The sequence below is a fragment of the Spirillospora sp. CA-294931 genome (assembly GCF_050946795.1).
Lineage (GTDB): Bacteria > Actinomycetota > Actinomycetes > Streptosporangiales > Streptosporangiaceae > Spirillospora.
This window is the reverse complement of record NZ_CP192006.1, coordinates 4,665,347-4,690,207: the sequence shown is the minus strand read 5'-3', so window position 1 is coordinate 4,690,207 and position 24,861 is coordinate 4,665,347. Positions and strand designations below refer to the sequence as shown.

Annotated in this window: 23 protein-coding genes; 7 read left to right on the top strand and 16 right to left on the bottom strand. The window is 72.1% G+C overall.

Features of this window, described 5'->3' with window-relative positions; translation table 11 throughout:
- Nucleotides 1-227 precede the first annotated feature (227 nt).
- Entirely contained in the window at nucleotides 228-965 is a 738-nt protein-coding gene (locus ACQPY4_RS21095; RefSeq protein WP_433323131.1) for a VOC family protein, read from the bottom strand.
- Between the two features lie 192 nt (nucleotides 966-1,157).
- Between ACQPY4_RS21095 and ACQPY4_RS21090 the strand changes: the two genes are divergently transcribed.
- Nucleotides 1,158-2,465, top strand: a complete 1,308-nt coding sequence (locus ACQPY4_RS21090) for a tetratricopeptide repeat protein (protein WP_433323129.1) — start codon at nucleotides 1,158-1,160, stop codon at nucleotides 2,463-2,465.
- 17 nt (nucleotides 2,466-2,482) lie between these two features.
- Here the strand turns inward: ACQPY4_RS21090 and ACQPY4_RS21085 are convergent, their stop codons facing one another.
- The 7 genes from ACQPY4_RS21085 to ACQPY4_RS21055 all read right to left on the bottom strand — a co-directional run bounded on the left by ACQPY4_RS21085 (nucleotide 2,483) and on the right by ACQPY4_RS21055 (nucleotide 8,523).
- Nucleotides 2,483-3,151 carry a response regulator gene (locus ACQPY4_RS21085; RefSeq protein WP_433323127.1) on the bottom strand — a complete coding sequence of 223 codons (669 nt, stop codon included), beginning with the start codon at nucleotides 3,149-3,151 and terminating at the stop codon, nucleotides 2,483-2,485.
- On the bottom strand, nucleotides 3,148-4,338 hold the full coding sequence (locus tag ACQPY4_RS21080) for a sensor histidine kinase (RefSeq protein WP_433323125.1): 1,191 nt from the start codon (nucleotides 4,336-4,338) through the stop codon (nucleotides 3,148-3,150). Before ACQPY4_RS21080 ends, ACQPY4_RS21085 begins: the two co-directional genes overlap by 4 nt.
- Before the next feature lie 7 nt (nucleotides 4,339-4,345).
- Nucleotides 4,346-6,562: an MMPL family transporter gene (locus ACQPY4_RS21075; RefSeq protein WP_433323123.1), complete on the bottom strand. Its 2,217-nt coding sequence runs from the start codon at nucleotides 6,560-6,562 to the stop codon at nucleotides 4,346-4,348.
- Between the two features lie 233 nt (nucleotides 6,563-6,795).
- Complete coding sequence (locus ACQPY4_RS21070) at nucleotides 6,796-6,933, bottom strand: hypothetical protein (protein WP_433323121.1); 138 nt, start codon at nucleotides 6,931-6,933, stop codon at nucleotides 6,796-6,798.
- A gap of 80 nt (nucleotides 6,934-7,013) precedes the next feature.
- Nucleotides 7,014-7,295: a helix-turn-helix domain-containing protein gene (locus ACQPY4_RS21065; RefSeq protein WP_433323119.1), complete on the bottom strand. Its 282-nt coding sequence runs from the start codon at nucleotides 7,293-7,295 to the stop codon at nucleotides 7,014-7,016.
- A complete protein-coding gene (locus tag ACQPY4_RS21060; protein WP_433323117.1) occupies nucleotides 7,295-7,645 on the bottom strand; it encodes a hypothetical protein in 351 nt (116 codons plus the stop codon). Before ACQPY4_RS21060 ends, ACQPY4_RS21065 begins: the two co-directional genes overlap by 1 nt.
- Nucleotides 7,646-7,665: 20 nt before the next feature.
- Nucleotides 7,666-8,523, bottom strand: a complete 858-nt coding sequence (locus tag ACQPY4_RS21055) for a LysR family transcriptional regulator (protein ID WP_433323115.1) — start codon at nucleotides 8,521-8,523, stop codon at nucleotides 7,666-7,668.
- Between the two features lie 75 nt (nucleotides 8,524-8,598).
- Here ACQPY4_RS21055 and ACQPY4_RS21050 point away from each other — a divergent pair, with 75 nt between their 5' ends.
- Nucleotides 8,599-9,138 carry a cysteine dioxygenase gene (locus tag ACQPY4_RS21050; protein WP_433323113.1) on the top strand — a complete coding sequence of 180 codons (540 nt, stop codon included), beginning with the start codon at nucleotides 8,599-8,601 and terminating at the stop codon, nucleotides 9,136-9,138.
- Between the two features lie 3 nt (nucleotides 9,139-9,141).
- Nucleotides 9,142-9,639: a pyridoxamine 5'-phosphate oxidase family protein gene (locus ACQPY4_RS21045; RefSeq protein ID WP_433323111.1), complete on the top strand. Its 498-nt coding sequence runs from the start codon at nucleotides 9,142-9,144 to the stop codon at nucleotides 9,637-9,639.
- 5 nt (nucleotides 9,640-9,644) lie between these two features.
- Here ACQPY4_RS21045 and ACQPY4_RS21040 read toward each other — a convergent pair whose 3' ends face one another.
- Genes ACQPY4_RS21040 through ACQPY4_RS21030 form a run of 3 tightly spaced genes read right to left on the bottom strand, consistent with a single transcriptional unit; the run spans nucleotide 9,645 to nucleotide 11,827 of the window.
- Nucleotides 9,645-10,661: an alpha/beta fold hydrolase gene (locus tag ACQPY4_RS21040; RefSeq protein ID WP_433323109.1), complete on the bottom strand. Its 1,017-nt coding sequence runs from the start codon at nucleotides 10,659-10,661 to the stop codon at nucleotides 9,645-9,647.
- Between the two features lie 29 nt (nucleotides 10,662-10,690).
- Entirely contained in the window at nucleotides 10,691-11,182 is a 492-nt protein-coding gene (locus ACQPY4_RS21035; protein WP_433323107.1) for a DinB family protein, read from the bottom strand.
- Nucleotides 11,183-11,191: 9 nt separating this feature from the next.
- A complete protein-coding gene (locus tag ACQPY4_RS21030; protein ID WP_433323105.1) occupies nucleotides 11,192-11,827 on the bottom strand; it encodes a class I SAM-dependent methyltransferase in 636 nt (211 codons plus the stop codon).
- An 87-nt stretch (nucleotides 11,828-11,914) separates the two neighbouring features.
- Between ACQPY4_RS21030 and ACQPY4_RS21025 the strand changes: the two genes are divergently transcribed.
- Nucleotides 11,915-12,493 (top strand): helix-turn-helix domain-containing protein, encoded by a 579-nt coding sequence (locus tag ACQPY4_RS21025; protein ID WP_433323103.1) that lies wholly within the window; start codon nucleotides 11,915-11,917, stop codon nucleotides 12,491-12,493.
- Here the strand turns inward: ACQPY4_RS21025 and ACQPY4_RS21020 are convergent.
- Nucleotides 12,487-16,143 carry a protein kinase domain-containing protein gene (locus ACQPY4_RS21020; protein ID WP_433323101.1) on the bottom strand — a complete coding sequence of 1,219 codons (3,657 nt, stop codon included), beginning with the start codon at nucleotides 16,141-16,143 and terminating at the stop codon, nucleotides 12,487-12,489. The genes ACQPY4_RS21025 and ACQPY4_RS21020 overlap by 7 nt on opposite strands.
- A 148-nt stretch (nucleotides 16,144-16,291) precedes the next feature.
- On the opposite strand from ACQPY4_RS21020, the gene ACQPY4_RS21015 reads away from it, so the two are divergent.
- Entirely contained in the window at nucleotides 16,292-17,059 is a 768-nt protein-coding gene (locus ACQPY4_RS21015) for an SDR family NAD(P)-dependent oxidoreductase (RefSeq protein ID WP_433323099.1), read from the top strand.
- 236 nt (nucleotides 17,060-17,295) lie between these two features.
- Nucleotides 17,296-19,443 carry an RNA polymerase recycling motor ATPase HelR gene (gene helR, locus ACQPY4_RS21010; protein ID WP_433323097.1) on the top strand — a complete coding sequence of 716 codons (2,148 nt, stop codon included), beginning with the start codon at nucleotides 17,296-17,298 and terminating at the stop codon, nucleotides 19,441-19,443.
- A gap of 44 nt (nucleotides 19,444-19,487) precedes the next feature.
- Here helR and ACQPY4_RS21005 read toward each other — a convergent pair whose 3' ends face one another.
- The gene (locus ACQPY4_RS21005) at nucleotides 19,488-20,396 is read right to left on the bottom strand and encodes an RNA polymerase sigma-70 factor (RefSeq protein ID WP_433323095.1); all 909 of its coding nucleotides are present in this window, start codon (nucleotides 20,394-20,396) and stop codon (nucleotides 19,488-19,490) included.
- Between the two features lie 194 nt (nucleotides 20,397-20,590).
- Here ACQPY4_RS21005 and ACQPY4_RS21000 point away from each other — a divergent pair, with 194 nt between their 5' ends.
- Nucleotides 20,591-21,079, top strand: a complete 489-nt coding sequence (locus ACQPY4_RS21000) for a carboxymuconolactone decarboxylase family protein (RefSeq protein WP_433323093.1) — start codon at nucleotides 20,591-20,593, stop codon at nucleotides 21,077-21,079.
- A gap of 59 nt (nucleotides 21,080-21,138) precedes the next feature.
- Here ACQPY4_RS21000 and ACQPY4_RS20995 read toward each other — a convergent pair whose 3' ends face one another.
- The 3 genes from ACQPY4_RS20995 to ACQPY4_RS20985 all read right to left on the bottom strand — a co-directional run bounded on the left by ACQPY4_RS20995 (nucleotide 21,139) and on the right by ACQPY4_RS20985 (nucleotide 24,842).
- The gene (locus ACQPY4_RS20995) at nucleotides 21,139-23,517 is read right to left on the bottom strand and encodes an ATP-binding cassette domain-containing protein (protein ID WP_433323091.1); all 2,379 of its coding nucleotides are present in this window, start codon (nucleotides 23,515-23,517) and stop codon (nucleotides 21,139-21,141) included.
- Between the two features lie 31 nt (nucleotides 23,518-23,548).
- The gene (locus ACQPY4_RS20990) at nucleotides 23,549-23,935 is read right to left on the bottom strand and encodes a VOC family protein (protein ID WP_433323089.1); all 387 of its coding nucleotides are present in this window, start codon (nucleotides 23,933-23,935) and stop codon (nucleotides 23,549-23,551) included.
- A gap of 85 nt (nucleotides 23,936-24,020) precedes the next feature.
- Nucleotides 24,021-24,842 (bottom strand): dienelactone hydrolase family protein, encoded by an 822-nt coding sequence (locus ACQPY4_RS20985; RefSeq protein ID WP_433323087.1) that lies wholly within the window; start codon nucleotides 24,840-24,842, stop codon nucleotides 24,021-24,023.
- Nucleotides 24,843-24,861: the final 19 nt, after the last annotated feature.

Sequence of the window (24,861 nt, the reverse complement as noted above, 5' to 3'; positions counted from 1 at the left end):
TAGACCTGACACGAGGCCGATTGCGCGCGGCCTCAAACGCCGTGAGCACGGGCGCGCAGAGGCAGCCCGGCGGAGCCGACGAGAGGGTCGGCTTGACGGTGAGCGGAAAGCGTCAGGTCTACAGAGCAGGCGGGGTCACGCGGGTTTTTCCTCTGTTCTCACTGCGATGGGCCGCAGGCAACGTACAAGAACACGCAAGAAGGACACAAGGGGCGGGGGTGCCTGCGTCAGCGTGGGGTGAGGACGTCGAACTCGTTGCCCTCAGGGTCGATGAGGCACGTCCACGGGACGTCGCCCTGGCCGAGGTCGAGGTCGGTGGCGCCCAGGGCCCGCAGCCGCTCGACCTCCGCGGCCTGGTCGTCACCGGGGTAGGGGCGCAGGTCGAGGTGGACGCGGTTCTTCACGGTCTTGGCGTCGGGCGTGCGGACGAACTCCAGGTACGGGCCGACGCCCTTGGCGGAGCGCAGCGTGGCCTGGTCGCCGGTGACCTCGTGCACGGTCCAGTCCATCGCCTCGCCCCAGAACCGGGCCATGGCGCGCGGATCGGCGCAGTCGGACACCACGGCGGCGATCGGCCCGGTGTCCCGGTACATCGACCGGGGCTCCAGCACGCAGAACTCGTTGCCCTCCGGGTCGGCCAGGACCGTCCACGGGACGTCGCCCTGCCCCACGTCGGCGGGTGTCGCGCCGAGATCCCTCACGCGCGCGACCAGTTGCGCCTGATGGGCCTCCGAGGTGGTGGCGAGGTCGATGTGCACGCGGTTCTTCACCGTCTTGGGTTCCGGGACGGTGATGATGTCGATGCAGATGGCGACGGGGTCGGGATAGACGAAGCCCTCGGGTTCGAGGTTGGTCACGCCGGGTTCCTCGCTGTCGATGGTCCAGCCCAGGACCTCCGCCCAGAACCGGCCGAGCGTGACGTCGTCCTGAGCGTTCATCGCGATTTGAACAAGCCGCAGTGCCATGCCCTCGATCCTATGCCCGGGCGGATCAAGCAACTGCTCCGCCTCGCCCTGGCCAGGTTCTTCCCGCGTCGGCGCCACTTCTCTAACGGACGACGGGTATCGCGGACGTATCGAAAAGCCCATACGTCACCGCAACATCCCTCCCTCTTCAGTGGGAGCACTGCGCGCGTCCGTGGCGAAAAGGGAGAAATCATGGCTGACAACGGTGCATGGAACCGGCGTTCGGTCTTCCGAGGGGCGGCCGCGATTGCCGGGGCCGCCGCGACCGTTCCCCTGCTGGGCAAGACGGCCATGGCCAAGCCCGGCGCCGGTGACGCGGACGCGGACGCGCTCTTCAAGGCCGGACGGTTCGAGCAGGCCGGTCGCGCGTATGAGGAGATCCTGGAGAAGGACCCCGCGAACGTGCACGCGGCGCGTCAGCGCGGCCATGTGGGGCTGCTGTCCAACCAGTTCCCCGATGCGGAGAAGTATCTCAAGACGGCCCTCGCGCTGGCGCCCGCCGACAAGCAGGCCAACCGTTTCCTGGGCGACTGCTACGTGCGGCAGGACAAATTCTCTCTCGCCGTTCCGCATTTGAAAGCGGCCGGCGAGGAGGTCCAGGCCACGTGGTTCGCGGCGGTCCGCGGCACGCCGTATCAGGTCCACGGCGAGACCGGACGGGCGGACTGGCAGCAGATGGACCCGTTTCCGCTGGTCGAGGGCTCGGTCAACGGCGGGCCGCCGAAGAAGTTCGCGTTCTACACCCGCACCCCGTGGTTGGGCGTCTCCCCGAAGGTGGCCAAGGAAGCCGGGCTGACCGCCGTGGCCAGTCAGAAGATCGAGTACCAGGGCCGCACCCTGTGGATGTACTTCGGGGTGCTGGACTCCTTCAAGCTGGGCGGCATCGAACTGCGCAACATTCCCGTCGGGTGGTCGGAGTCTGAGTCGGGCGAGAATGCCGGCAATGAGTACGACGGCATGATCGGGACGTGGCTCTTCTACCACCTGCTGACCACCTTCGACTATGCGGGACGGTCGCTGATCCTGCGGCGCCGCACCCCCGAGACGGCCCGGAGGGCGCGCGCCGCCGCCGAACGTGCGGGTGGCGAGCGTCTGCCGCTGTGGCTGGCCCGCGAGCACCTCCTTTACAGCCGGGGCAGCATTGCCGGCTCCGGCACAAAGGTGGTGGCCCTCGACATCGGCGGAACCAGCGAAATGGTCGCGAGCATGCCCGAGGAAACGGCCAAACGGTTGAGTGTGCGCACCGACTATGACCGTCCTTTGGAGGCTTTCGCCGGGGGTCAGCCGGTCGTCAGTTACCCCTGCTACCCGGACGAGGTCCGCCTCGGCAACGCCGTCGCCAAGGACATCTACTGCTATGCGGACAAGCGGCCAGCGGAAAGTCCCCACGGGTTCGACGTGCTGGGCCACTTCGCCCACAGCTTCTACAAGCCCTACAACCTCACCCTCGACTTCACCGGCATGAACGTCTACATCGCCGGTGGCAAGGCCACCATCTGAACAGGCGCCGTCCCCGGTTACGGAGTGGCGCGGGCCAGGCCCGTCCGGTAGGCGATGACGACGAGTTGTGCCCGGTCGCGTGCCTCCAGCTTCGTCATGGCGCGCTGGACGTGGGCGCGGACGGTGAAGGGGCTGAGGAACATCCGCTCGGCGATCTCCTGGTTGGACAGGCCGGTGGCGACCAGGGCCACCATCTCGCGTTCGCGGGGTGTGAGCAGGGCGAGCTCTTCGGAGTGGCGCGGCGGGGTGCCGTCGGGTGTGGCGAGGAAGCGGGCGACCAGGGAGCGGGTCGCGGCGGGGGAGAGGAGCGTGTCGCCGTCGGCGATCGTGCGGACGGCGTCCAGCAGGTCCTCGGCCCCGATGCCCTTGCCGATGAAGCCGCTGGCCCCGGCGCGCAGCGCTTGGGCGACGTGCTCGTCGGTCTCGTAGGTGGTGAGGATCAGGATGCGGGTGGCGCTCAGGTCCGGGTCGGCGCAGATCTGCGAGGTGGCGGTGAGGCCGTCGACGTCGGGCATGCGGATGTCCATGATCACTACGTCCGGGCGCAGCTCGCGGGTGAGGTTCACCGCCTCGCGGCCGTCGGCGGCCTCGCCGATCACGCTGATGTCGTCGGCGGTGTCGAGCAGCAGCCGGAAGGCGCCGCGCAGCAGGGCCTGGTCGTCGGCGAGCAGCACGCGCAGCGTCATGGCGCGGCCTCGCTTCTGGCGGGCGGGAGGGGGAGCTGGGTGGAGACGAGGAAGCCGCCTTCGGGGCGTCTGCCCGCGGAGAGGTGCCCGCCGACCGCGGTGGCGCGTTCGCGCATCCCGATCAGGCCGTAGCCGGGGTCGGTGGACGTGGTGTCGCCCGCTCCGTCGTCGGCGACGGTGATGGTCACGCGGTCGCGGTTCCAGGCGAGGCGGACTCGGGCGCTGCCGGTGCCTGCGTGCTTGGTCACGTTGGTCAGGGCCTCCTGGACGATGCGGTAGGCGGTGAGGTCCAGCCCCGGGGGCAGCGGCCTGGGAGTGCCGTCCTGGTGCACCGACACCTCCAGGCCCGCGCGGCGGAAGGATTCCAGAAGCGTGGGGAGCCGGGCCAGGCCGGGTGCCGGTTCGGCGGGCGCGGCCGTGTCGCCGGACTGGCGCAGGAGGCCGACGGTGGCGCGCAGTTCGTCCAGCGCGTTGCTCGTGGTCTCCACGAGCTCGGTCAGGCTCTTGCGGGACTGCTCGGGCCGGGAGTCGAAGAAGTGGGCGGCGACCGTGGCCTGCGCGTTGGCCAGGGTGATCTGGTGGGCCACCAGGTCGTGCAGTTCCCGGGCGATGCGCACCCGTTCCTCGGCCACTCTCCGGCGGGCTTCGCTGTCGCGGCTGTGCTCGGCCCGCTGGGCCCGTTCCTCCACGGCCGCCAGGTAGGCCCGCCGGTTCTGCGTCGAATGGCCGAGCACGCCGGCGACCAGCGGGAACGCCGCGACCGCTCCCATCCTGCTGGCGTCCTGCCAGGAGATCGCCACGAACAGGGAGGTGGAGGCGACCAGCAGGGCCGTGCAGGTGAGCAGCACCGCGCTCGCCGCGCGCCGATCGGTGCGCACGGCGAGCGAGTAGGCGGTGATCACGGCGGGGGCCACGATGAGCGGGGTCAGCAGGAGGCCCAGCGGCGCGACCAGCATGCCGCACGCGGTCGTGATCGCCATGGCGCCCAGGGGCGTCCTGTGCCGCAGCGGCAGCACGGCACAGGACACCACGGCGATGAGATAGGTGGAGGCGGGCGGGGCCGACAGCGTGTCGTCGAGCCGTATCACGCCGCCGGCCAGGCAGAGCGCGAACGCCGTCGCCGTGATCGCCGCCTCCCGCAACCACGTGCCGGGTGGTCGCGGGCCGCCGCCACCGGTGTTCGTCATGGACGGCTCAGTTCCGCTCGACATAGAGGCGCGGCACCGTAGCGTCCGGCCCGGGCGCGGGGACCGGGACGTGCCTGCTCAGCGCCTCGCCCTCGATGTCCACGTTCGGCAGCACACGGTTCAGAATACGGGGCAGCCACCAGGCCCGATGACCCAGCAGCGCCAGCACCGCGGGGACGATCGCCATCCGGACCACGAAGGCGTCGAAGGCGACCGCGGCGGCCAGGCCGACGCCCATCGTCTGGATCGTCGGGTTGTTCATCCCGATGAACCCGGCGAACACGCTGACCATGATGATCGCCGCCGCGGCCACCACCCGTCCGCTGTGCCGGAACCCGTTGACTAGCGCCTCCCCGGGGGACGCGCCGTGGACGTACGCTTCCCGCATCCGGGTGAGGAGGAAGACCTCGTAGTCCATGGCGAGGCCGAACACGATGCCGATGATGAGGATCGGCATCAGCGACATGACCGGTCCGGTCTGCTCGATGCCGATCAGCTCCGCCCCCCAGCCCCACTGGAACACGGCGACGACGACGCCGAAGGCGGCGCCCACCGACAGCAGGAAGCCGAGCGCGGCCTTGATCGGGACCAGGACCGAGCGGAACACCACCATCAGCAGGAGGATCGCCAGGCCGATGACCACGCTCAGATACGGGACGAGGGCGTCGGACATGGCTTCGGAGATGTCGATGTTCAGCGCGGTCTTGCCGGTCACCAGGACGCCCGCGCCCGTGTCGGCCTCGACGCCCGAGGCCGCGTCCCGGAGCGCGTTCACCAGGTCCTTGGTCTCGGCGCTGTTGGGCGCGGTCTTCGGGATGGCGGTCAGGACGGCGGTGTCTTTGGCCGGGTTGAGCACCGGATCACCGACCGAGGCGACCCCGTCCACTCCCCGTACGCTCTTGACGACCAGGTCCGTGGCGGCCCGGGTGTCGGTGGACTTCGACAGGTCCACGACCACGGTCAACGGGCCGTTGAAGCCGGGGCCGAAGCCCTCGGACATCAGGTCGTAGGCGCGGCGCTGGGTGGTCTCCACCGACTTGGACTCGTCCCCGGGCAGTCCGAGTTCGAGGCTCAGCGCGGGCAGGGCGACGGCGCCGAGTCCGAGCCCGGCGGCCATCAGCACCGTCACCGGGCGGCGCAGCACGAACCGCGCCCAGCGGGTGCCGAGCCCCGGGCGGGCGGCGATTCCCGATCGGGTGCCCTTACGGACGGCGCGGGGCAGGATCCGCCGGCCGCAGAAGCCGAACAGCGCGGGGACCAGGGTCAGCGCGACCAGCACGGCGAGGGCCACGGCGCCCGCGCCGCCCAGGCCCATCTTGGTGAGTTCGGGGATTCCGACGACCCCCAGCCCGATCAGGGCGATGAAGACGGTTGCTCCGGCGAACACGACGGCGGACCCGGCCGTGCCCACCGCCCGGCCTGCGGCCTCCTCCGGCTCGACGCCACGGATGCGCTCGTCCCGGAAGCGGGAGGTGATGAACAGCGCGTAGTCGATGCCGACCGCCAGTCCCAGCATCAGCGCCAGGATGGCGACGGTGGAGGTCAGGCCCAGCGGGACGGCCAGCGCGGAGACCAGGCCGAAGGCGATGCCCACGCCCAGGAACGCGGTCAGCAGCGACAGTCCGGCCGCGACCAGCGACCCGAGGGCCAGGACCAGCACCACCGCCGCCACGACCACGCCGATGATCTCCGTCGTGCCGCCCGGCGCCTCCTCCGACTCCAGGGCCGAGCCGCCGATCTCCACGGTCAGCCCCGCGTTCCGGGCCCGGGACGCGGCGCCCTCCAGGGCGCTCTTGGTCGGCCCGGTCAGGTCGGCGGCGTCCGCGGTGTAGGTGATCGTCGAGTAGGCGATGGTGCCGTCCTTGCTGACGGCACCGGTCTTGTAGGGGTCGGCGGCCGACGCGACCTGGTCGCCCCGATCCAGTGCGCCGAGCGCGTTCTGGACGGCCGCCCGGTTCTCCCCGGCCGTCACCCGCTGGCCGTCCGGGGCCCGGAACACCAGGCGGGCCTCGGCGCCCTGGGAGTTGCCCTCGGGGAAGCGCTCGTCCAGCAGGTCGAACGCCTTCTGCGACTCGGTGCCGGGCATGGCGAGGTCCTCCTCCTGCGCGGACGGCGCCAGGGCGGCGGCGACCACGGCCAGCACCAGGCCGGCCAGCCACAGACCGCCCACGAGCCGGCGCCGCCGGAAGGCCCACCGTCCGATCCGATACAGATATGTCGCCATCTGTCGATCACTCCAGACACCGTTAGGCAAGGGGAAATGCGCGGGATTCGCGCGCCTTCCACACTTCCCTCCGGCGTCTCGGCGGGCATCGTCCCCGGCCACCGTCTTCCCTTAGTGCGCCCGGACCAGCCGCTCACCCGCCCTGGTGCCTACGCACCACACGTCGTCAGCGGGCTCCGTCATGGCCGCTCATGCCGGAACGCGTCCCTGATCTCGGACACCAGGAGGGCCGGTTACTCCAGGCCCGGAAAATGGCCGCCGCGGTCGAGCTCGTGCCACGAGCGCAGATCCAGGTAGCGGCGCCGCGCCCAGCGGCGCGCGGTCGGCCAGGGATCGGACGGGAACAGCGAGCAGGCGGTGGGCGTGGTCACCGGCTGGGCGTTCTCCCGCTCGGCACCGCGCGGTACCCACCGGTGCGGCCCGGATGCCAGCCCGGCCCGCGTGGGAGCGGTCAGGAATTGCGGTACACCGAGGGACGCGCTCCCGTATGCCGCAAGAACGCGGCCGACAGCGCACCGGGGCTGGCGAAGCCGGACCGCGACGCGATCTGGGCGATCGCCAGATCGGTGCCGCCCAGCAGCCGTTTCGCCTCCTCGATCCGCAGCCGGGTGAGGAACCGGTAGGGCGTCACGCCGGTGGCCTCCTTGAAGACCCGCACGAGGTGATAGACGCTGAGATGCACCTCGGCGGCGATGTCGGCCAGGGTGAGCGGGTCGGCCAGCCGCCCGCGCATCAGCGCCGCGCGGACGCGTGCGTCCTCGCGGACCGGAGTCCGGGATAGCTGCACTGGACGGGCTGATCCGGGACGCGCAGGTCGAGCCGTCCCGGCTCCCAGGTGCGGCGGTCGCTTCGGCCGCCGTTTCGCGTCTCCATCACCGCGCGTCCGGACACCGGCAGCATCAGATGCAGGTCCGCGGTGCCGGGCAGGGGCATGTCCTCGGCGACGGGGACGTGCTCGAACCGCTGGACGAGCAAGGACTGCCAACCGGCGTCCTCCCAGCTGCAATACGTCCGGCGGACGTACCGGGCCATGTCGAAACCGGCATACGGCTGAAGATCGAAGCGAGCCGAGTCGAACGCCACGGCACCGAGGTTGCCGACCCCTAGCGGACTGACCTCAGGATCTCGATCAGGGCCGTGGTGGCGGGCGGGTCCGGCGGCTCGCCGTAGGTGACGGCGAAGATCTGGCGGGTGTTGCCCGCGATCTCGGTGGCGTGGATGCCCGGTGTGCGGTGCGCCTGGAGGGCGAGCCCGGGCAGGGTGGCGACGCCCATGCCGGACGCCACGAGCGACTGGATCACGACCATGTCGTCGCTGGAGTACGCGATCCGGGGCACGAAACCGGCGCGTTCGCAGACGGTGACCAGCGCCTCGCGGCAGCGCTCGCACCCGCCGACCCAGGCCGCGTCGCGGTGGTCCTCCAGGCGCTGGTCCGGCTCCTTGCTGATCAGGTAGAGCGGATCGTCCAGCAGATGGGTGAGCCGGAACCCCTCCTCCTCGTCCGGGGTGTGGGCGTGCCGGAAGACCAGGGTGATGTCGACGTGCCCGTCGCGCAGCATCCGCAGCCCCTCGACCGGGTGCACGTCGACCAGGTTCAGCTCGATTCCCGGGTGCCGCGCCGCCAGCTCGGCCGCCGCCCGGGGCACGATCGTGCTCAGCACCGTCTGGAAACCGGCGACGCGGACCCGTCCGGCCCGGAGGCCGACCTGGGCGGCCAGCTCGACGGACGCCGCGTCCACGCGTCCGATGATCTCCCTGGCCCGCTGGGCGAGGAGGTCGCCCTCGGGGGTGAGCCGGATGCCCCGGCCCACGCGCTGGACCAGCCGGGCCCCGGTCGCGGCCTCCAGCCGTCCGAGGTGGTGGCTGACCGAGGGCTGGGAGTAGTGCAGCTCCTTGGCCGCCTCGGTGACCGACCCGCAGCGGGCGACGGCCTCCAGCACCCGGAGGTGTGTCAGGTTCATGTATCAAGGATATCTATGCGACTCACATGAACTTGGCATTAGACGTCATGACTTCGAGGGACGAGCATCGCTGTCATGACCGAACAGATGACCGCACTCGTGGATGCGCCGCCCAGGCCCGGCCTGGCCGAGCTCGTCGCCCGCATCCAACCGTGCGCCCGCCAGGAAGCCGACCCCCGGACGATCGCGCGGCGGGTGGCCGCCGTGCTCGTGGAGACCGGCCCGAGCGCCGACCTGCTCACCGCCGCCGAGCGGGCCGGATCGCCCGACGGCTACACCCGGCACACCCTCCACACCGAGGCGGCCTTCTCGGTGTCGGCCGTGGTGTGGCGTCCCGGCCAGGTCACCGAGATCCACGACCACCTCGTGTGGTGCGCGTTCCTGGTGCTCCAGGGCGCCGAGACCGAGACCCTGTACGAGGCCGAGGGCGACCGCCTGGTCGAGCTCGGCGAGCGACGGCGCCCCGCGGGCTCGGTGAGCGGCGTCGCGCCGCCCGATGACATCCACCGTGTCCGCAACACCGGCGACGACGTCGCGATCACGCTGCACGTGTACGGCACGGACCTCAGCGCGGGCACCAGCGTCCGCCGCGTATACCAGGAAAGCGAGCGTTGACCCATGCGACCCGACGAGATCACCGAGGTGCTGACCCGGCCGCTCAGCCAGGAGATGCTGGACCGCGACCTGGCCCGCCTGGCCTACGTCGCCAGGGACGGCACACCCCGCAACGTGCCGATCGGGTTCACCTGGAACGGTTCGGAGATCGTCATGTGCACCGCGACGAACGCGCCCAAGCTCCTGGCGCTGCGCGTGAACCCGATGGTCGCCCTGACGGTCGACACCGAGGTGCACCCGCCCAAGATCCTTCTCATCCGCGGCCGGGCCGAGCTGGACGTCGTCGACGGCATCCCGCAGGAATACCTGGAGTCGAGCGGCACCTACGAGATGACGCCCGAGCAGCGGGTCGAGTGGGAGGCCGGCGTCCACTCGCTCTACGAGAGCATGGTCCGCATCGTGGTCACCCCGACCTGGGCGAAGCTGATCGACTTCGAGACGACCCTGCCCAGCGCCGTCGAGGAACTGATCCGCAGGCGGGACGAGCGTCAGAACGCCTGAGGCCCTCATCCGGCGAGGAAGCGGAGGAGCTCGGTGGTGACGAACCGGGGGTTCTCCTCGACGAGCCAGTGACCCGCCTTGGGAACGTCCACCGCGCGGACGATGTTGGTCATCCGCGGGGCCGCGGTGGCCCGGATCGGTGCGAGCTGCCCCTGGGCCGTCATGAGCAGGGTCGGGACGCGGGTCGGCGCCGCCGCCTTGGTGTCGCGGACGTCCTTGTCCAGGGCACGGTAGAGCTCGAAGCCCCCTGCCAGGACGCTCGGACGACGATACGTCCGCGCGTACTCGTTGATCTCGGCGTCGGTGAACGGGGACCGCTGCGAGGTGCCGCCGAACGCCGTCCCGCCGAACGAGACCTGGGGATAGAACAGCGCCAAGTACTCGCGGACGTCGTCGCCCACCACCGCCTCGGGAACGCGGCGCTGGGAGTGGAAGGCGATGTGCCAGCTCAGCGAGCGGTAGGCGGGCCCGTCGATCGCGGGCCCGGGGAGCGGCAGGTCGAGGTAGCCGAGCCGCGCGGTGTCGGCGGGGAAGCGGGCGGCGTACTGGAACGCCACCGCGGCGCCGAGGTCGTGCCCGACGACGCGGGCGTCGCGCACGCCGAGCCGGCCGGCGATCAGAGAATGGACGTACCGCGCGAGGGTGGCCTTGTCGTACCCGGTGGGGGAACCGGTGCTGTCGCCCAGGCCCGGGAGGTCGACCGCGTAGACGGTGTGGTGCTCGGCGAGCTCCGGCATGATCTGCCACCAGCCGTACCAGGTCTGCGGCCAGCCGTGCAGCAGCACCACCGGCGGGCCGCTTCCGCCGGTGACGTAGTGCATCCGGACGCCGTCGACGTCGGCGAACTCGTGCCGGAACGTTTTGGAGAACTTCGGGTCGCCCGAGGTGGCGACGGCGTAGTGGGGAATCTCCTTGGCCGGTGCGGCGGCGCAATGGGTCGTCAGAAGGACGGCGAGCGCGACGGCCGCCGCCGTCCACGCGGACCGGAGGAGGCGGCGCGACGGCCGAGGGGCGGGGATCATGCGTTCACGTCCAAGAGGGTGAGAGGGAGTCAGCGCCCGGTCGCGCCGTCGATCAGTTCGCGGAGGATGTCGGCGTGACCGGCATGGCGGCCGGTCTCTTCGATCATGTGGGTGAGCGCCCAGCGGACGCTGGGAGCGGGACGTCCCGGCCTCGGCCGGGGGAGCGGTGCGCCGAGGTCGGCGCACCCGTCGAGGACGTCGTTCGCGCGCTCGACCGTCGTCCGGTAGCGGTCGACGACGTCGGCCACACTGTCGGCGGGGTCGGCATGGAAGGTCGCCTGCCAGTCGGTGACCCTGTCCCCGAGGAACATCGAGCGCTCGACGCAGGTCAGGTGGTTGAGCAGGCCGAGCAGGTTGGTGCCCGACGGGACCCCGGCCGTCCGGACCCGCGGTTCGGGGGCGCCGTCGACCTTGGCGACGATCGAGGCGCGCAGGTAGTCCAGGAAGCCGCGCAGGACCTCGGACTCGCTGCTTGCGGTCCGGGGCGGCGGGGTGTCGCGGCGGCGTGACGCGGTGGGCATGGCGGTCTCCTAACGGCGGGCGGCGGTGCGGCGGATGAGCAGGACGTGGTCGGTGACCTCGCCGGTTCGCCCGCCCGGTCCGGTCGCGTCCCGGCGGGGCGCGTCGGCGCGCTCGATCGTCCAGGTCTCCGGGTCCAGGCCGATGCCCGCGGCGACCTCGCGCGGGGCCGGATACCGGACGCCGGGGTCCTGGTTCCACGACCACGGCGCGGTCGAGCCGTGGTCGACGACCAGCAGCCGTCCGCCGGGTCGCAGCGCGTGCGCGGCCGCGCGCAGGGCGGTCGCCCGCTCCAGGTCGAAGGGGGTGTGCAGGTAGCAGGCGCTGATCAGGTCGAACCCGCCGTCCGGGAAGGACGCGCGCAGGTCGTGCGCCTGGGCGACGAGCCGGTCGCCCATGCCGTTCGCGCGGGCGAGCCCGGCGAGCCGCTCGACCGCCACGGCCGAGATGTCGACGGCCGTGACGTGCCAGCCCCGGCGTGCGAGCCACAGCGCGTCACCGCCCTCGCCGCAGCCGAGGTCCAGCGCGTCGCCGGGCGGCAGGCCCGCGACCGTCTCGGTGAGACGGCGGTTCGGCCGCGGGTCGGCGGCGGCCCGGCGGGCGGCGTAGACGCCGTCCCAGAACGTGACCGCATCGGTGGTGTTCATCGGGCTTCCTTCCGTCGGGAACGCGTTCAGTCTCACCAGGCCACCGCGATCTGGCACGAAATCTTGCGGTTCTGGCAAGATGGCGGCATGGACGGCGAAACCGACGACGTGCTCGAAGCGGTGGGGCCCCGGCTGCGCGCGCTGCGCCGCGACCGGGGGATCACCCTCGCCGACCTCGCGGCGACGACCGGGGTGTCGGAGAGCACCCTGTCCCGGCTGGAGAGCGGGCAGCGCCGGGCGACGCTGGAGTTGCTGCTGCCGCTGTCGCGTACCTACGACGTCCCGCTGGACGACCTCGTCGGCGCCCCGCGCACCGGCGATCCCCGCATCCACCTCAAGCCGATCCGGCGGTTCGGGATGGTCTTCATCCCGCTGTCACGGCGGCCAGGCGGCACCCACGCGTTCAAGATGATCATCCCGGCCCGGGCGGAACCGCTCGAACCGACCCCGCAGACGCACGAGGGCCACGAATGGCTGTACGTGCTCAACGGGCGCCTGCGGCTGGTGGTCGGCGAGCGGGACATGACGCTGCCGCCCGGTGAGGCGGCCGAGTTCGACACGGCCCTTCCGCACTGGCTGGGCAGCGCCGACGGCGGCGCCGTCGAGCTTCTCATCCTGTTCGGCCAGCAGGGGATGCGCGCGCACGTGCGCACGCCGTCTCACTGAGGGAAGCCGAACTCCCAGTCGAGCTCCCAGGCCCGGGCCACGCCGTTGTGGCCGAGGGACGTGACGCCCCGGCCGCCGGTGCTGAGGGCCAGGCCCTCGACGGAGGCGTCGTGGCGGCCGAGCACGCGCAGGCACGCGCCGCTGTGGGCGTCCCACAACCGCACCTGGTCGTCGCCGCCGTCGGTGACGGCGAAGCGGCCGTCACCGGCGATCGCGGCGCACCAGGCGTCGACGTCCTGGCCGGCGACGGCACGGACCGCACCCGAGGCAAGATCCAGGAACCGCGCCGTCCCGTCCTCGCCCAGCGCGACCCCGGACGTGCCGTCGGCGGAGATCGCGACCGCCCGGACGGATGCGCCGTGACCGGTCATGGTGTGGAGCGTCGCGCCGGTCCGGACGTCCCACGTCCGCAGGGTTCCGTCCGGATGGCCCGACAGCAGCACATCGCCGTGACGGCTCAGCGCCAGCGCGGCGTCCCCCCACCCGCCGCCGAGATCCCGTGGCGGCACGTGCAGGCGGCGTCCGGTGCGGGCGTCCCAGAGGTGCGGCGCCCAGGCGTCGCCCGAGGCGGTCGAGACGACGCGGCTCCCGGCGGCGTCCAGGAGGAGCCGGCTGATCCCGGTGCTGTGCTGGTCGGTGATTCGGCAGACGGGTTCTCCCGTCTCCAGGTTCCAGACGCGGACGGTCTTGTCCTCTCCGCCCGACGCGCCCACGCGGCCGTCGGCGCTCACCGCCACGGCCACCTCGCCGCGATGGCCGTCCAGGACGTGCAGGCACCGGCCCGACTCCACGTCCCAGACGCGCGCGGTGCCGTCCTCGCCCCCGGACAGCGCGATCGGCCCGTCACCCGCCAGGGCCAGGCCGTGGACCGGGCCGTCATGGCCGGTCAAAGCGTGGCGCCGGACGCCCCGGGCGAGGTCCCAGACATGCACCGTTCCGTCCGCGTCGCCGGTCAGCACCAGGGAGCCGTCGTCGCTCACCACCGGAGGGACGCGGGGGTCGCCCACGATCGACGGGGTGTCGCGGACCCACGCGTCCAGCAGCGCGCCGCGCCGTCCCTCCCGCGCCATGTCCTGCCAGCGGTCGAGCAGCACGCGGTGCCGCCGGTAGCCGGGAACGGCCCGGGCCCGGCGGATCTCCTCGGCGGCCGCCGCGAAACGTCCCCCGGCCATCAGCTCCGCCGACCGGTCGAGGGCGCGGTCCACCACCTCGTCCTCCTGGAGCCGTTCGGCGGCCTCGCGGGGGAGCGGGTAGCTCCACGGCGCGGCGGGGCCGGGAACCGGCAGCTCCCACAGGGCGACCCGGCCCTCGTCGTCGCCGATGAGGGCCCGGCGGCCGTCGGGGCTCAGCGCCGCCACCATCGCCCGTTCCGGCGTCGGCCAGGAACGCAGGCGCCGCCCGGTTCCCAGCTCCCAGAGCTCCATCGCGTTCTGGTCGCAGGAGATCGCGTAGCGCCCGTCGCCGCTCATGGCGAACTCGTCTCCCAGGCCGTTCGGACGGTCCAGCGCGCGGATCTCCCGGCCCGACTCCCGGTCCCAGATCCGTACCCGGGTTCCGCGTGCCAGTCCCTCCTGGGTGACGACGATCCCGCCGTCGGCGCTCATCGCGGCCATGGCGGACGGCCCGCCGAACGTGCGCAGCACCGCGCCCGTGCGGGCGTCCCAGGTGTGCGCGACGCCGGTCGTCCGGTCGAGCCCGAAGGCGATGTCGCCGTCCCGGTCCAGGTGCACCGAGGCGAAGTGGGCATAGGAGCCGTCGTGGCCGTCGGCGAGCCGTCGCAGGCAGCGGCCGGTGGCGGCGTCCCAGATCCGGACGGCGCCGTCGCCGTGGACGGTCAGCGCCAGCCGCCCGTCCGCGCTCGTCGCCACGTCCACCGTGGGGACGTACGGCGCCGGGCCGCGCAGCAGCGCCCCGAAGAGTCCTCCGGGCCCTTCGTCGATCATCCCCGGGCCGGAGGTGAGCTCGTGGGAGAGACGTCCGGCGCGCAGGTCCCAGATCTGCGCGGGGCCGTCGTGCCCGCCGAAGACGGCGCGGGCGCCGTCCGCGTCGACCGCGATCGACCGGACGCCGTACCCGGCCCCCGGCGGCTTCAGGGTCCGCACGCGGCGGGCCCCGCCCCGGCCGCCCGGAATCCGGAACAGGGAACGCCGGGCGAGATCCCACACGTGGATCTTCTCGTCCTCGCCCGCGGACAGGCCGAACCGGCCGTCGCCGCTGAAGGCCACGGCGTTCACCGGCCCGTCGTGCCCGGCCAGCGCCCGAGGCCCGGCCGGACGACGCGCGCCGCCCGCCCGGTCGAGCGCGGCGGCGATCTCGGGAACCTCCGGCGCCCGCTCCCGCGCCGCCCGGAGCGCCTCGGTGGCCGCGTCCGGGTCACCGCGCTCCAGATGCAGCAGGCCCAGCAGGTAGTCCGGCTCCCAGTCTTCGGGGTGGGCCGCGCGGACGCCCTCCAGATCGGCGACCACCTCGGCGTCGGTCCGCTCCCCGCCACGCCACAGACGCAGGCCGCGGTTGAACGCCACGTGGGGATTGCGCGGATCGGCCTCGGCGGCGCGCCGCCACAGTTCCTCGGCCTCGCCGTCGCGTCCCAGGTCGAGCATCGACAGGGCCTGGTTGGACAGCTCGTCGGCCAGCCGGACGGCCGTCAGCGGCTCCGGCCGGGGATAGCGCTCCCCGACGGCTTCGGCGTAGACGTCCGCGACGGCGTCGGCGATCCGTCCCATGTCCCGGGGACGGTCCGAGGGCTCCGGGGCCAGGCACTCGCGCAGCAGCGTCACCAGGCCGCCGGGCATGGCGGGGATGGCGGCGAGCCGCTCGTCTCGTCCGGCGAACTCCTCACCGGTGAAGGCATCGGCGCGGGCACCGGCGTCGGCGAACGCGGCGAACACCTCGGCGCCGACCTGCCCGGCCGGGCACGGCGGATGCCCGACGAACATCTCCAGCACGGTCAACGCCCATGACCACGTGTCGGTCGCGCGCGTGAGCCTCGGCAGGGGACCGCCGGACTCGCGTACCCGTTCGGCCGCCTCCGCCTGCTCGGGAGAGCAGTACGCCGGGGTCATGCCCCCGTACCCGGCGAGCAGGCTCGCCCCGGGTGGAACGGTGGCGCTCTCACCGGCCGCGGCACGCGCCCCGGCCAGCCCGAAGTCGGTCACCTTGGCCGTCCCGTCGCGGTCCAGCAGGACGTTCGCGGGCTTGACGTCCTGGTGGATGTGGCCGTTGCGATGGGCGTGCTCAAGCCCTCGTGCGGTCTGGGCGGCGACGTCCAGAACCCGCCGGAGGGCGGCGCGCCGCCCTCCGGCGTAGAGGTGCCCCTCGCGCACCGCGTCGGCGAGGCTGCCGCCGTCGAGCCATTCGGCGAACACCCGGGGGACGCCGCCGAGGGTGCGCACGTAGACGCATTTCACCGTGTTCGGATGCGCGCCGAGGCCGACCCAGGCCGCCGCCTCGGTCTCGAACTCCCGCACGCCCGTCCCCGAGGCCACCAGATCGGCCCGCGGCACCTTCACCGCCAGCTCCACGTTCCAGCCGCGATGCAGGACCCGGTAGACCACGCCCATCCCGCCGCTGGTGATCTCGTCGCGGACCTCGTACAGCCCGAGGATCACCTCCCCCGGCCGCCACACCAGGGCAACGTCCTCATCCGCCACCAGCAGGCTCCTCTCCGGCCGAAGTCACCCAACACGGTGCACCTTAGACGCCGGGACCGCCCGTTGATCTCTTTCGCCCCACCTGTCACAGGACGCCGCCGGGTGGCGTCTGGGGGGAAACACACTCTCCCATCGCAAGGAGCCAACCATGAGCGAATGGACCGAGGGCCAGAAGGTCGCGCTGGTCACCGGCGCGAACAAGGGGATCGGCCGCGGGGTCGCCGAGCGGCTCGCCGAGCTGGGCATGACGGTCCTGCTCGGTGCCAGGGACCCCCGGCGCGGCGAGGAGGCCGCCGAGGCGCTGCGCGCGGCGGGCGGCGACGTGCGGGCGGTGACCCTGGACGTCACCGACCCGGCCACCGTCCGCGACGTCGCCGGGCAGATCGAGGAGGCGTTCGGCCGGCTGGACGTGCTGGTCAACAACGCGGGCATCACCGGCTCCGGCCAGGTCTCGCCCCAGGACGCCCACGACCAGGTCCCCAGCACCGTCGACCTGGACATGGTCCGGGCGGTGTTCGAGACCAACGTCTTCGGGGTGATCGCGCTGACCAACGCCGTGCTGCCGCTGTTGCGGCGGTCGCCGGAGCCGCGCGTCGTCAACGTCAGCAGCCATGCCGCGTCACTGACCATCACCAGCGATCCGGAGGGCCCGCTGGTCGCGCTGCTGCCATCGGCGGCATACTCGCCGTCCAAGACCGCGTTGAACGCGCTGACCGTGCAGTACGCCAACGAGCTGCGCAAGGACGGCATCCTCGTCAACGCCGTCGCCCCCGGCTTCGTCGACACCGACAGCAACGACCACACCGGGTTCCTGACGGTGGCGGAGGGCGCCGCCGTCGTGGTGCGGCTGGCCACGCTCGGCGCCGACGGGCCGACCGCGGGGTTCTTCGGTGAGGAGGGCTCGCTGCCCTGGTGACGATGTGACCGACCATCCGGGACCCTCGGTGAGACCGTCATCGAGGGTCTTCGGGGTCGCGTCGGAATTAGGGGAGGGGGCGTCCGCTCTCCCTCCACTCTCAACGTATAGCGCAAAGGGGGGCTTGCCACAAGGCCCCCGTCATGCCGCACAATCGACCGCCGAAGGCACACAGCCTGCGAAAACGGGGAACGCGGAATGCGCGAAGACCCACGGCCCCCAGATCGGAGCTGCTCTTGAACCCCGCGATCACCAGCGCGTTCGACCTTCCCGACCGTCTCGGCCCCAAGGCCGACCCGGCACTGATCGGCGACGACGACAAGCACTTCGCGGCCATCGCGGAGAGCCTCGAACACTCGATCGCCGACCTGTCCGACCGCCTGGAGGCCGAGCGGCAGGCGCCCGGCGGTCTGGGCCAGAAGGCGCTCGACCGCGACATGGAGATCCACCGGCTCACCGGCCGGCTGCGCGCCCTGCGGCGCTTCGGCCTGGACCTGTGCCTCGGGCGCATCGTCGGCGCGGACGGCTCCGAGCCCGTCTACGTCGGACGGCTCGGCCTGGCCGACAGCTCCGGACGCCGGCTGCTGCTCGACTGGCGTTCCCCGGCGGCCGAGCCGTTCTTCGGCGCGACCCACGCCAACCCGATGGGCCTGGCCAGCCGCCGCCGGTACCGCTGGACCCGCGGCCGGATCAGCGACTACTGGGACGAGGTGTTCACCTCCGACGGCTTCGAGGGGCACGCCGCGCTCGACGACCAGTCCGCCTTCATCGCCAGCCTGGGCGGCCACCGGTCCAGCCGGATGCGGGACGTGCTCGGCACCATCCAGGCCGACCAGGACGCCATCATCCGCGCGGGTTCCCGGGGCGCCCTCGTCGTGGACGGCGGCCCCGGCACCGGGAAGACCGTCGTCGCCCTGCACCGGTCCGCCTACCTGCTCTACTCCGACCCGCGGCTCGGCCACCGCAGGGGCGGGGTTCTGTTCGTGGGGCCGCACCAGCCCTATCTGGCCTACGTCGCCGACGTCCTGCCCAGCCTGGGCGAGGAGGGCGTGCAGACCTGCACGCTGCGCGACCTGGTCGCCGAAGGAGCCGCGGCGCCGCCCGAGACCGACCCGGAGGTGGCCCGGCTGAAGTCGTCCGCCGACCTGGTGAAGGCGATCGAGCCGGCCGTCCGGTTCTACGAGAAGCCGCCCGCCAAGGGGATGTCGGTCACGACCGACGGGTCCGACATCTGGCTGAGCGCCGGCGAGTGGGCCGAGGCGTTCGGGGCGGCGGAGCCCGGCACCCCGCACAACGAGGCGCGCGACCAGGTCTGGGAGGAACTGGTCACGATCCTGGCGGACAAGTACGACGGCGACGCCCCACCCGACCAGTTCCGCAAGTCGCTGCTGCGGGACCGTGAGCTGGTCACGGCCTTCAACCGGGCGTGGCCGCTGATCGAGGCGAGCGACCTGGTCGGGGACCTGTGGTCGGTGCCCGCCTACCTGCGGCTGTGCGCCCCCTGGCTGGGCCCCGAGGAGATCCGGACGCTCCAGCGCGAGGACCCCCAGGCATGGACGGTGTCCGACCTTCCGCTCCTGGACGCCGCGCGGCAGCGGCTCGGCGACCCGGAGGCGTCGCGGCGCAGGCGCCGCCAGGAGGCCGCCGTCTCCGCCGAGCGCGAGTACCGCGCCCAGGTCATCGACCGTCTGATCGAGGCCGATGACGACGGCGAGGGCCTGGTGACCTCGCTGCGCCAGCAGGACCTCCAGGAGGCCCTGGTCGACGAGAGCGCGCTGCCCGGCGCCGATCCGGATCTGCTCGCCGGTCCGTTCGCCCACATCGTCGTGGACGAGGCCCAGGAGCTGACCGACGCGGAGTGGCAGATGCTGCTGCTGCGCTGCCCGTCCCGCAGCTTCACCATCGTCGGCGACCGCGCCCAGGCCAGGCACGGGTTCACCGAGTCGTGGCAGGAGCGGCTCGAGCGGGTCGGGCTGGACCGGATCACCCTGGCCTCACTCGGCATCAACTACCGCACGCCGGAGGAGGTCATGACCGAGGCCGAGCCGGTCATCCGGGCCGCGCTTCCGGACGCCAACGTGCCGACGTCCATTCGCGGCAGCGGGATTCCCGTCGTCCACGGTTCCGTGGCGGATCTGGGCTCGATCCTGGACGGCTGGCTCGACGCGCATGCCGACGGGACGGCCTGCGTCATCGGCGATCCCACGTTCGACGAGAGGCCGCGCGTCCGGTCGCTGACCCCGGAACTGTCCAAGGGGCTGGAGTTCGACCTGGTCGTGCTGGTCGATCCGGAGAGGTTCGGCGACGGCATCGAAGGGGCGGTCGACCGTTATGTCGCGATGACCCGGGCCACCCAGCGGCTGGTCGTCCTGACGACCGGGTAGGCCGCGCCGTGCGGGACGGAGGCTGCTCTCCGTCCCGCACGGGGTCAGCGGCTCACGGCGGTCGCGTGCTCCACCCGCGACAGCTTCTCGGGGTTGCGGACGACGTAGAGCCCGGTGATCAGGTCGTCGTCGATCCGCGCCGCGACGACGCCGTCGATCTCGCCGTCCAGGCGCAGGATCAGCGCCGGGCAGCCGTTGATCTGCGCGGGCTCGACGGAGATCCGGCCGGCGAGCCTGGGCAGGCCGATCGCCAGCAGGCGCGCCACCTTGCCCGCGCCCACGATGGGCACCGGCGTGGCCTGCACGACGCCGCCGCCGTCGCCGAGGAGGACGACGTCCGGCGCGAGGACGTCGAGCAGGCTCTGCAGATCGCCCGTTTCGACCGCCCGCTGGAAGGCCCGGAGCGCGCCCCGGGTCTCGGCCGGGGAGACGGCTCCGCGCGGACGGCGGGCGGCGACGTGGGCCCGGGCCCGGTGGGCGATCTGGCGGACCGCGGCGGGGCTCTTGTCGACGGCCTCGGCGATCTCGTCGTAGGCCAGGTCGAACACCTCGCGCAGCACGAACACCGCCCGTTCGGTGGGGGCGAGCGTCTCCAGCACCAGCAGCATCGCCATCGAGACGCTGTCGGCCAGCTCGACGTCCTCGGCGACGTCGGGCGTGGTCAGCAGCGGCTCGGGCAGCCAGGGGCCGACATAGGACTCTTTGCGCCGCCCGAGCGCGCGCAGCCTGCTCAGCGACTGGCGGGTGGTGATCCGCACCAGGTACGCGCGCTGGTCGCGCACCGTGGTCAGATCGACGCCGACCCAGCGCAGCCAGGTCTCCTGCAGGACGTCCTCGGCGTCGGCGGCCGAACCGAGCATCTCGTAGGCGACGGTGAACAGCAGGTTGCGGTAGGTGACGAACGCCTCGGTGGCGGGGTCCGTCCGACCGGCCGTGTCCGTTCCCATGCTCATACCCGCTCCTACCTGTGCGTTCTGGACGGCTCTCCGTGCACAAGACGGCGGCTCCGGCCGTTTTGTGACACTCGCGCCCGGTGGCACTCGTCACACGGCCGCTCCTGTCACAAGGGCCGGGCGGCCGGCATCTCCATGTCGTCAGCACGCCGCGCGAGCGGCCCACACACAAGCTTCACGAATGAGGACGAATCATGGAACCCCGGTTCAACCTGATGACCAACGAGCTCGGCGCCAAGCTCGCCAAGCGGTTCGCCGCCGTCGGCCTGGTGGTCCAGCAGTCGACGCTGTCCAAGACCACCCAGGAACTGGTGATGCTGCGCGCCAGCCAGATCAACGGCTGCGGCTTCTGCGTCGACTTCCACACCAAGGAGGCCGCCGCCGGGGGAGAGACGCCCGTCCGGCTCCATCTGGTCGCCGCCTGGCGCGAGACCACGGTGTTCACCGAGGCCGAGCGGGCCGCGCTGGCGCTCACCGAGGAGGGCACCCGGCTCGCCGACGCCCACCACGGCGTGTCCGACGACACCTGGGACCTGGTGCGCAAGCACTATGACGACGACCAGATCGCGGCCCTGGTCTACCTGATCGCCACCGTCAACGCGGCCAACCGCCTCGGCGTGATCGTCCGCAACAAGGGCGGCTCCTACGAGCCCGGCATGTTCGCCGAACTCGCCCAAGGCTGACCGCCCCGGCCGGGGCACCCGCCGTGACCGTTCACGGCCGGGCCCCGGCCCGGGTGGCGTCAGGCGCGGACGTAGGACGCCAGGTGCTCGCCGGTGAGGGTGGACCGCGCGGCGACCAGGTCGGCGGGGGTGCCCTCGAAGACGATCTGGCCGCCGTCGTGCCCGGCGCCGGGGCCGAGGTCGACGATCCAGTCGGCGTGCGCCATGACCGCCTGGTGGTGCTCGATGACGATGACCGACTTGCCGGAGTCGACCAGCCGGTCGAGCAGGGCGAGCAGTTGCTCGACATCGGCGAGGTGCAGGCCGGTGGTCGGCTCGTCCAGGACGTAGACGCCGCCCTTCTCGGCCATGCGGGTGGCCAGCTTGAGCCGCTGCCGCTCGCCGCCGGACAGCGTGGTGAGCGGCTGGCCGAGGCTGACGTAGCCGAGCCCGACGTCGTCGAGCCGGGCGAGGATGGCGTGCGCCGCCGGGATGCGGGCCTCGCCCTCGCGGAAGAACTCCTCGGCCTCGGCCACCGACATCGCCAGCACCTCGCTGATGTCGCGGCCGCCGAAGTGGTGTTCGAGCACCGACGCCTCGAACCGCTTGCCGTCGCACTCCTCGCAGGTGTTGGCGACCCCGGCCATCATCGCCAGGTCGGTGTAGATGACGCCCGCGCCCTTGCAGTTGGGGCAGGCGCCCTCGGAGTTGGCGCTGAACAGCGCGGGCTTGACCCCGTTGGCCTTCGCGAACGCCTTGCGGATCGGCTCAAGGAGCCCGGTGTAGGTCGCCGGGTTGCTGCGCCGCGAGCCGCGGATCGCGCCCTGGTCGATCGAGACGACGTCCGCGCCGGACGGGATCGACCCGTGCACGAGCGAGCTCTTGCCGGACCCGGCGACGCCGGTGATGACGGTGAGCACGCCGAGCGGGAGGTCGACGTCGACGTCGCGCAGGTTGTTGGCCGTCGCGCCGCGGATCTCCAGGGTGCCGGTGGGCGTGCGGACCTTCTCCTTCAGCGACGCCCGGTCGTCGAAATGGCGTCCGGTGAGGGTGCCGCCCCCGCGCAGGCCCTCGACGGTGCCCTCGAAGCAGACGGTGCCGCCCGCCGTCCCGGCGCCGGGGCCGAGGTCGACGACATGGTCGGCGATCGCGATCGTCTCCGGCTTGTGCTCCACGACCAGGACCGTGTTGCCCTTGTCGCGCAGCCGCAGCAGCAGGTTGTTCATCCGCTGGATGTCATGGGGGTGCAGGCCGATGGTGGGCTCGTCGAAGACGTAGGTGACATCGGTGAGCGAGGAACCGAGATGGCGGATCATCTTGGTGCGCTGCGCCTCGCCGCCCGACAGCGTGCCCGAGGGCCGGTCGAGCGAGAGGTAGCCGAGACCGATCTCCACGAACGAGTCGAGGGTGTGCCCCAGCGTGGCCAGCAGCGGGGCCACCGACGGCTCGTCCAGGCCGCGGACCCAGTCGGCCAGGTCGCTGATCTGCATCGCGCAGGCGTCGGCGATGCTGATCCCGGCGATCTTGGACGACCTGGCCTCCTTGCTCAGCCGGGTGCCCTCGCACTCGGGGCAGGGGGTGAAGGTGACCGCCCGGTCCACGAAGGCCCGGATGTGCGGCTGCATCGCCTCGCGGTCCTTCGACAGGAACGACTTCTGGATCTTGGGGATCAGCCCCTCGTAGGTGAGGTTGACCCCCTCGACCTTGACCTTGGTCGGCTCCTTGTAGAGGAAGTCGTTGAGCTCCTTCTCGGTGAACTCGTTGATCGGCTTGTCCGGGTCGATCAGGCCCGACTCGGCGTAGACCCGCACCGTGAAGAAGCTGTCGGACTTCCAGCCGGGAATGGTGAACGCGCCCTCGGACAGCGACTTGGTGTCGTCGTAGAGCTGCGTGAGGTCGATGTCGGAGACCTTGCCCCGGCCCTCGCAGTTGGTGCACATCCCGCCGGTGCGGGTGTAGGTCGCCTTCACGGTCGTCTTGTTGCCGCGCTCGACCGTGATCGCGCCGCTGGCCCGGACCGAGGGGACGTTGAAGGAGAACGCGTTGGGCGAGCCGATGTGGGGCTGCCCGAGACGGCTGAACAGGATGCGCAGCATCGCGTTGGCGTCGGTGGCCGTGCCGACCGTGGAGCGGGGGTCGGCGCCCATCCGCTCCTGGTCGACGATGATCGCGGTGGTCAGCCCTTCCAGGACGTCGACCTCGGGCCGCGCCAGCGTCGGCATGAAGCCCTGCACGAACGCGCTGTAGGTCTCGTTGATCATCCGCTGCGACTCGGCGGCGATCGTGCTGAACACCAGCGAGCTCTTGCCCGAGCCGGAGACGCCGGTGAACACCGTCAACCGGCGCTTCGGGATCTCGATGCTGACGTCCTTGAGGTTGTTCTCGCGGGCCCCGTGCACGCGGATCAGGTCGTGGCTGTCGGCGTCGTGCGGCGCGGTCGTCCCCGTGGCCTTGCTCATCGTGTCTCCAAAGTCATTCGGGCTCGGGCGCTCAACGGTCCTGAAGGAGCCCGAGGACGTTGCCGTCGGGGTCGATCACGGTGGCGACCAGCCGGCCCCCGCCGACGTCGTGCGCGTCCTCCCGCATGGTGGCGCCCGCGGCGGTCACCTCGGCCAGCTTCGCCGCGATGTCGGTGACATGCCAGTAGGCCACCGGCGAGGCCATCCCCTGCTCCTTGCCTCCCGGCACCAGCCCGATCTGCTGCCCCTCGGCCTCGAAGCCGACATAGTAGGGCTCGTCGGTCTGCGGCGCCACGCCGAGCAGCGCGCCGTACACCTTCTTGGCCGCCTCCAGGTCGGAGACGGGGTGCAGCACGGTCCTGATCCCCTGGGTGGCCGAACCGGCCATGTCCGCTCCCGCGGTATTGGTGCTGTCCATGCAGGTCAGACTAGCTTCGGCCGCGGAGCGCGCGCTTCTTGATTCCTGACCGACCTCCCGCTCGTGCCGCGCCGCGCCCGCTCCCTCAGGGACGACCGGCCTCGGACGGCCGCAAGCGGCCGGTCAGGAAGGCCAGGATCTCGTCCCTGGCCTCGAGCGTGGGGTGCCCGGCCCGGTCGACGAGATGGGCGGTGACGACGCTGTGCGGCGTGCCGACCACGTCGCGGAAGAACGGGGGCGGGGCGGTGTTGGCGGCGTCGCCGGGCAGGACGCGGCCGTCGAAGGCGTCGCCGAGAAGCTTCTGGTAGGCGGCGAAGCGCCGGCCGGTGCACCAGCGGTCGTTGTCGAAGCGGTAGGCCAGCACCGTCAGCCCGTCGCGCGCCACCCGCTCCTGGACGGCGCGGGCGTCGTCGTCGCCGATCTCCAGTCCGGCCGGTTCGTCCAGCGGCAGCGACGGATGGTTGACCACCGGCGCGATGACCGACGGCTCCAGAGCCATGGTGAGGGCGAAATTGCCGGTGAAGCAGAGCCCGACCGCCCCGACCCCCGGCCCGCCGCACTCGGCGTGGGCCTGGCGCGCGAGCCCGCGAAGCCACGCCGTCACGGGGCTGGTGCCGCCCCCGGCGAAGGCGCGGAACTCGGCGCTGACGCACGCGCGACGGACGATCTGCTCGCCCTCCTCGGCGGTGGGATAGGCGCCGTCCACCCCGAAAAGCGAGGGGACGAAGACGGTGAAGCCCGCGTCCCGCACCCAGCGGGCCAGCCGCAGGACATCGGGGCTGATGCCTGGCATCTCCGGCATCAGTACCACCGCGGGCCCGGGGCCCGCGACGTAGACGGTCTTGGTCACCCCGTCCACGTCCACGAGCCTGCGGGAGAAGTCTGCGATCGTGTCGTCATAGCTCATGCCGACAGCCTGGAGGGGC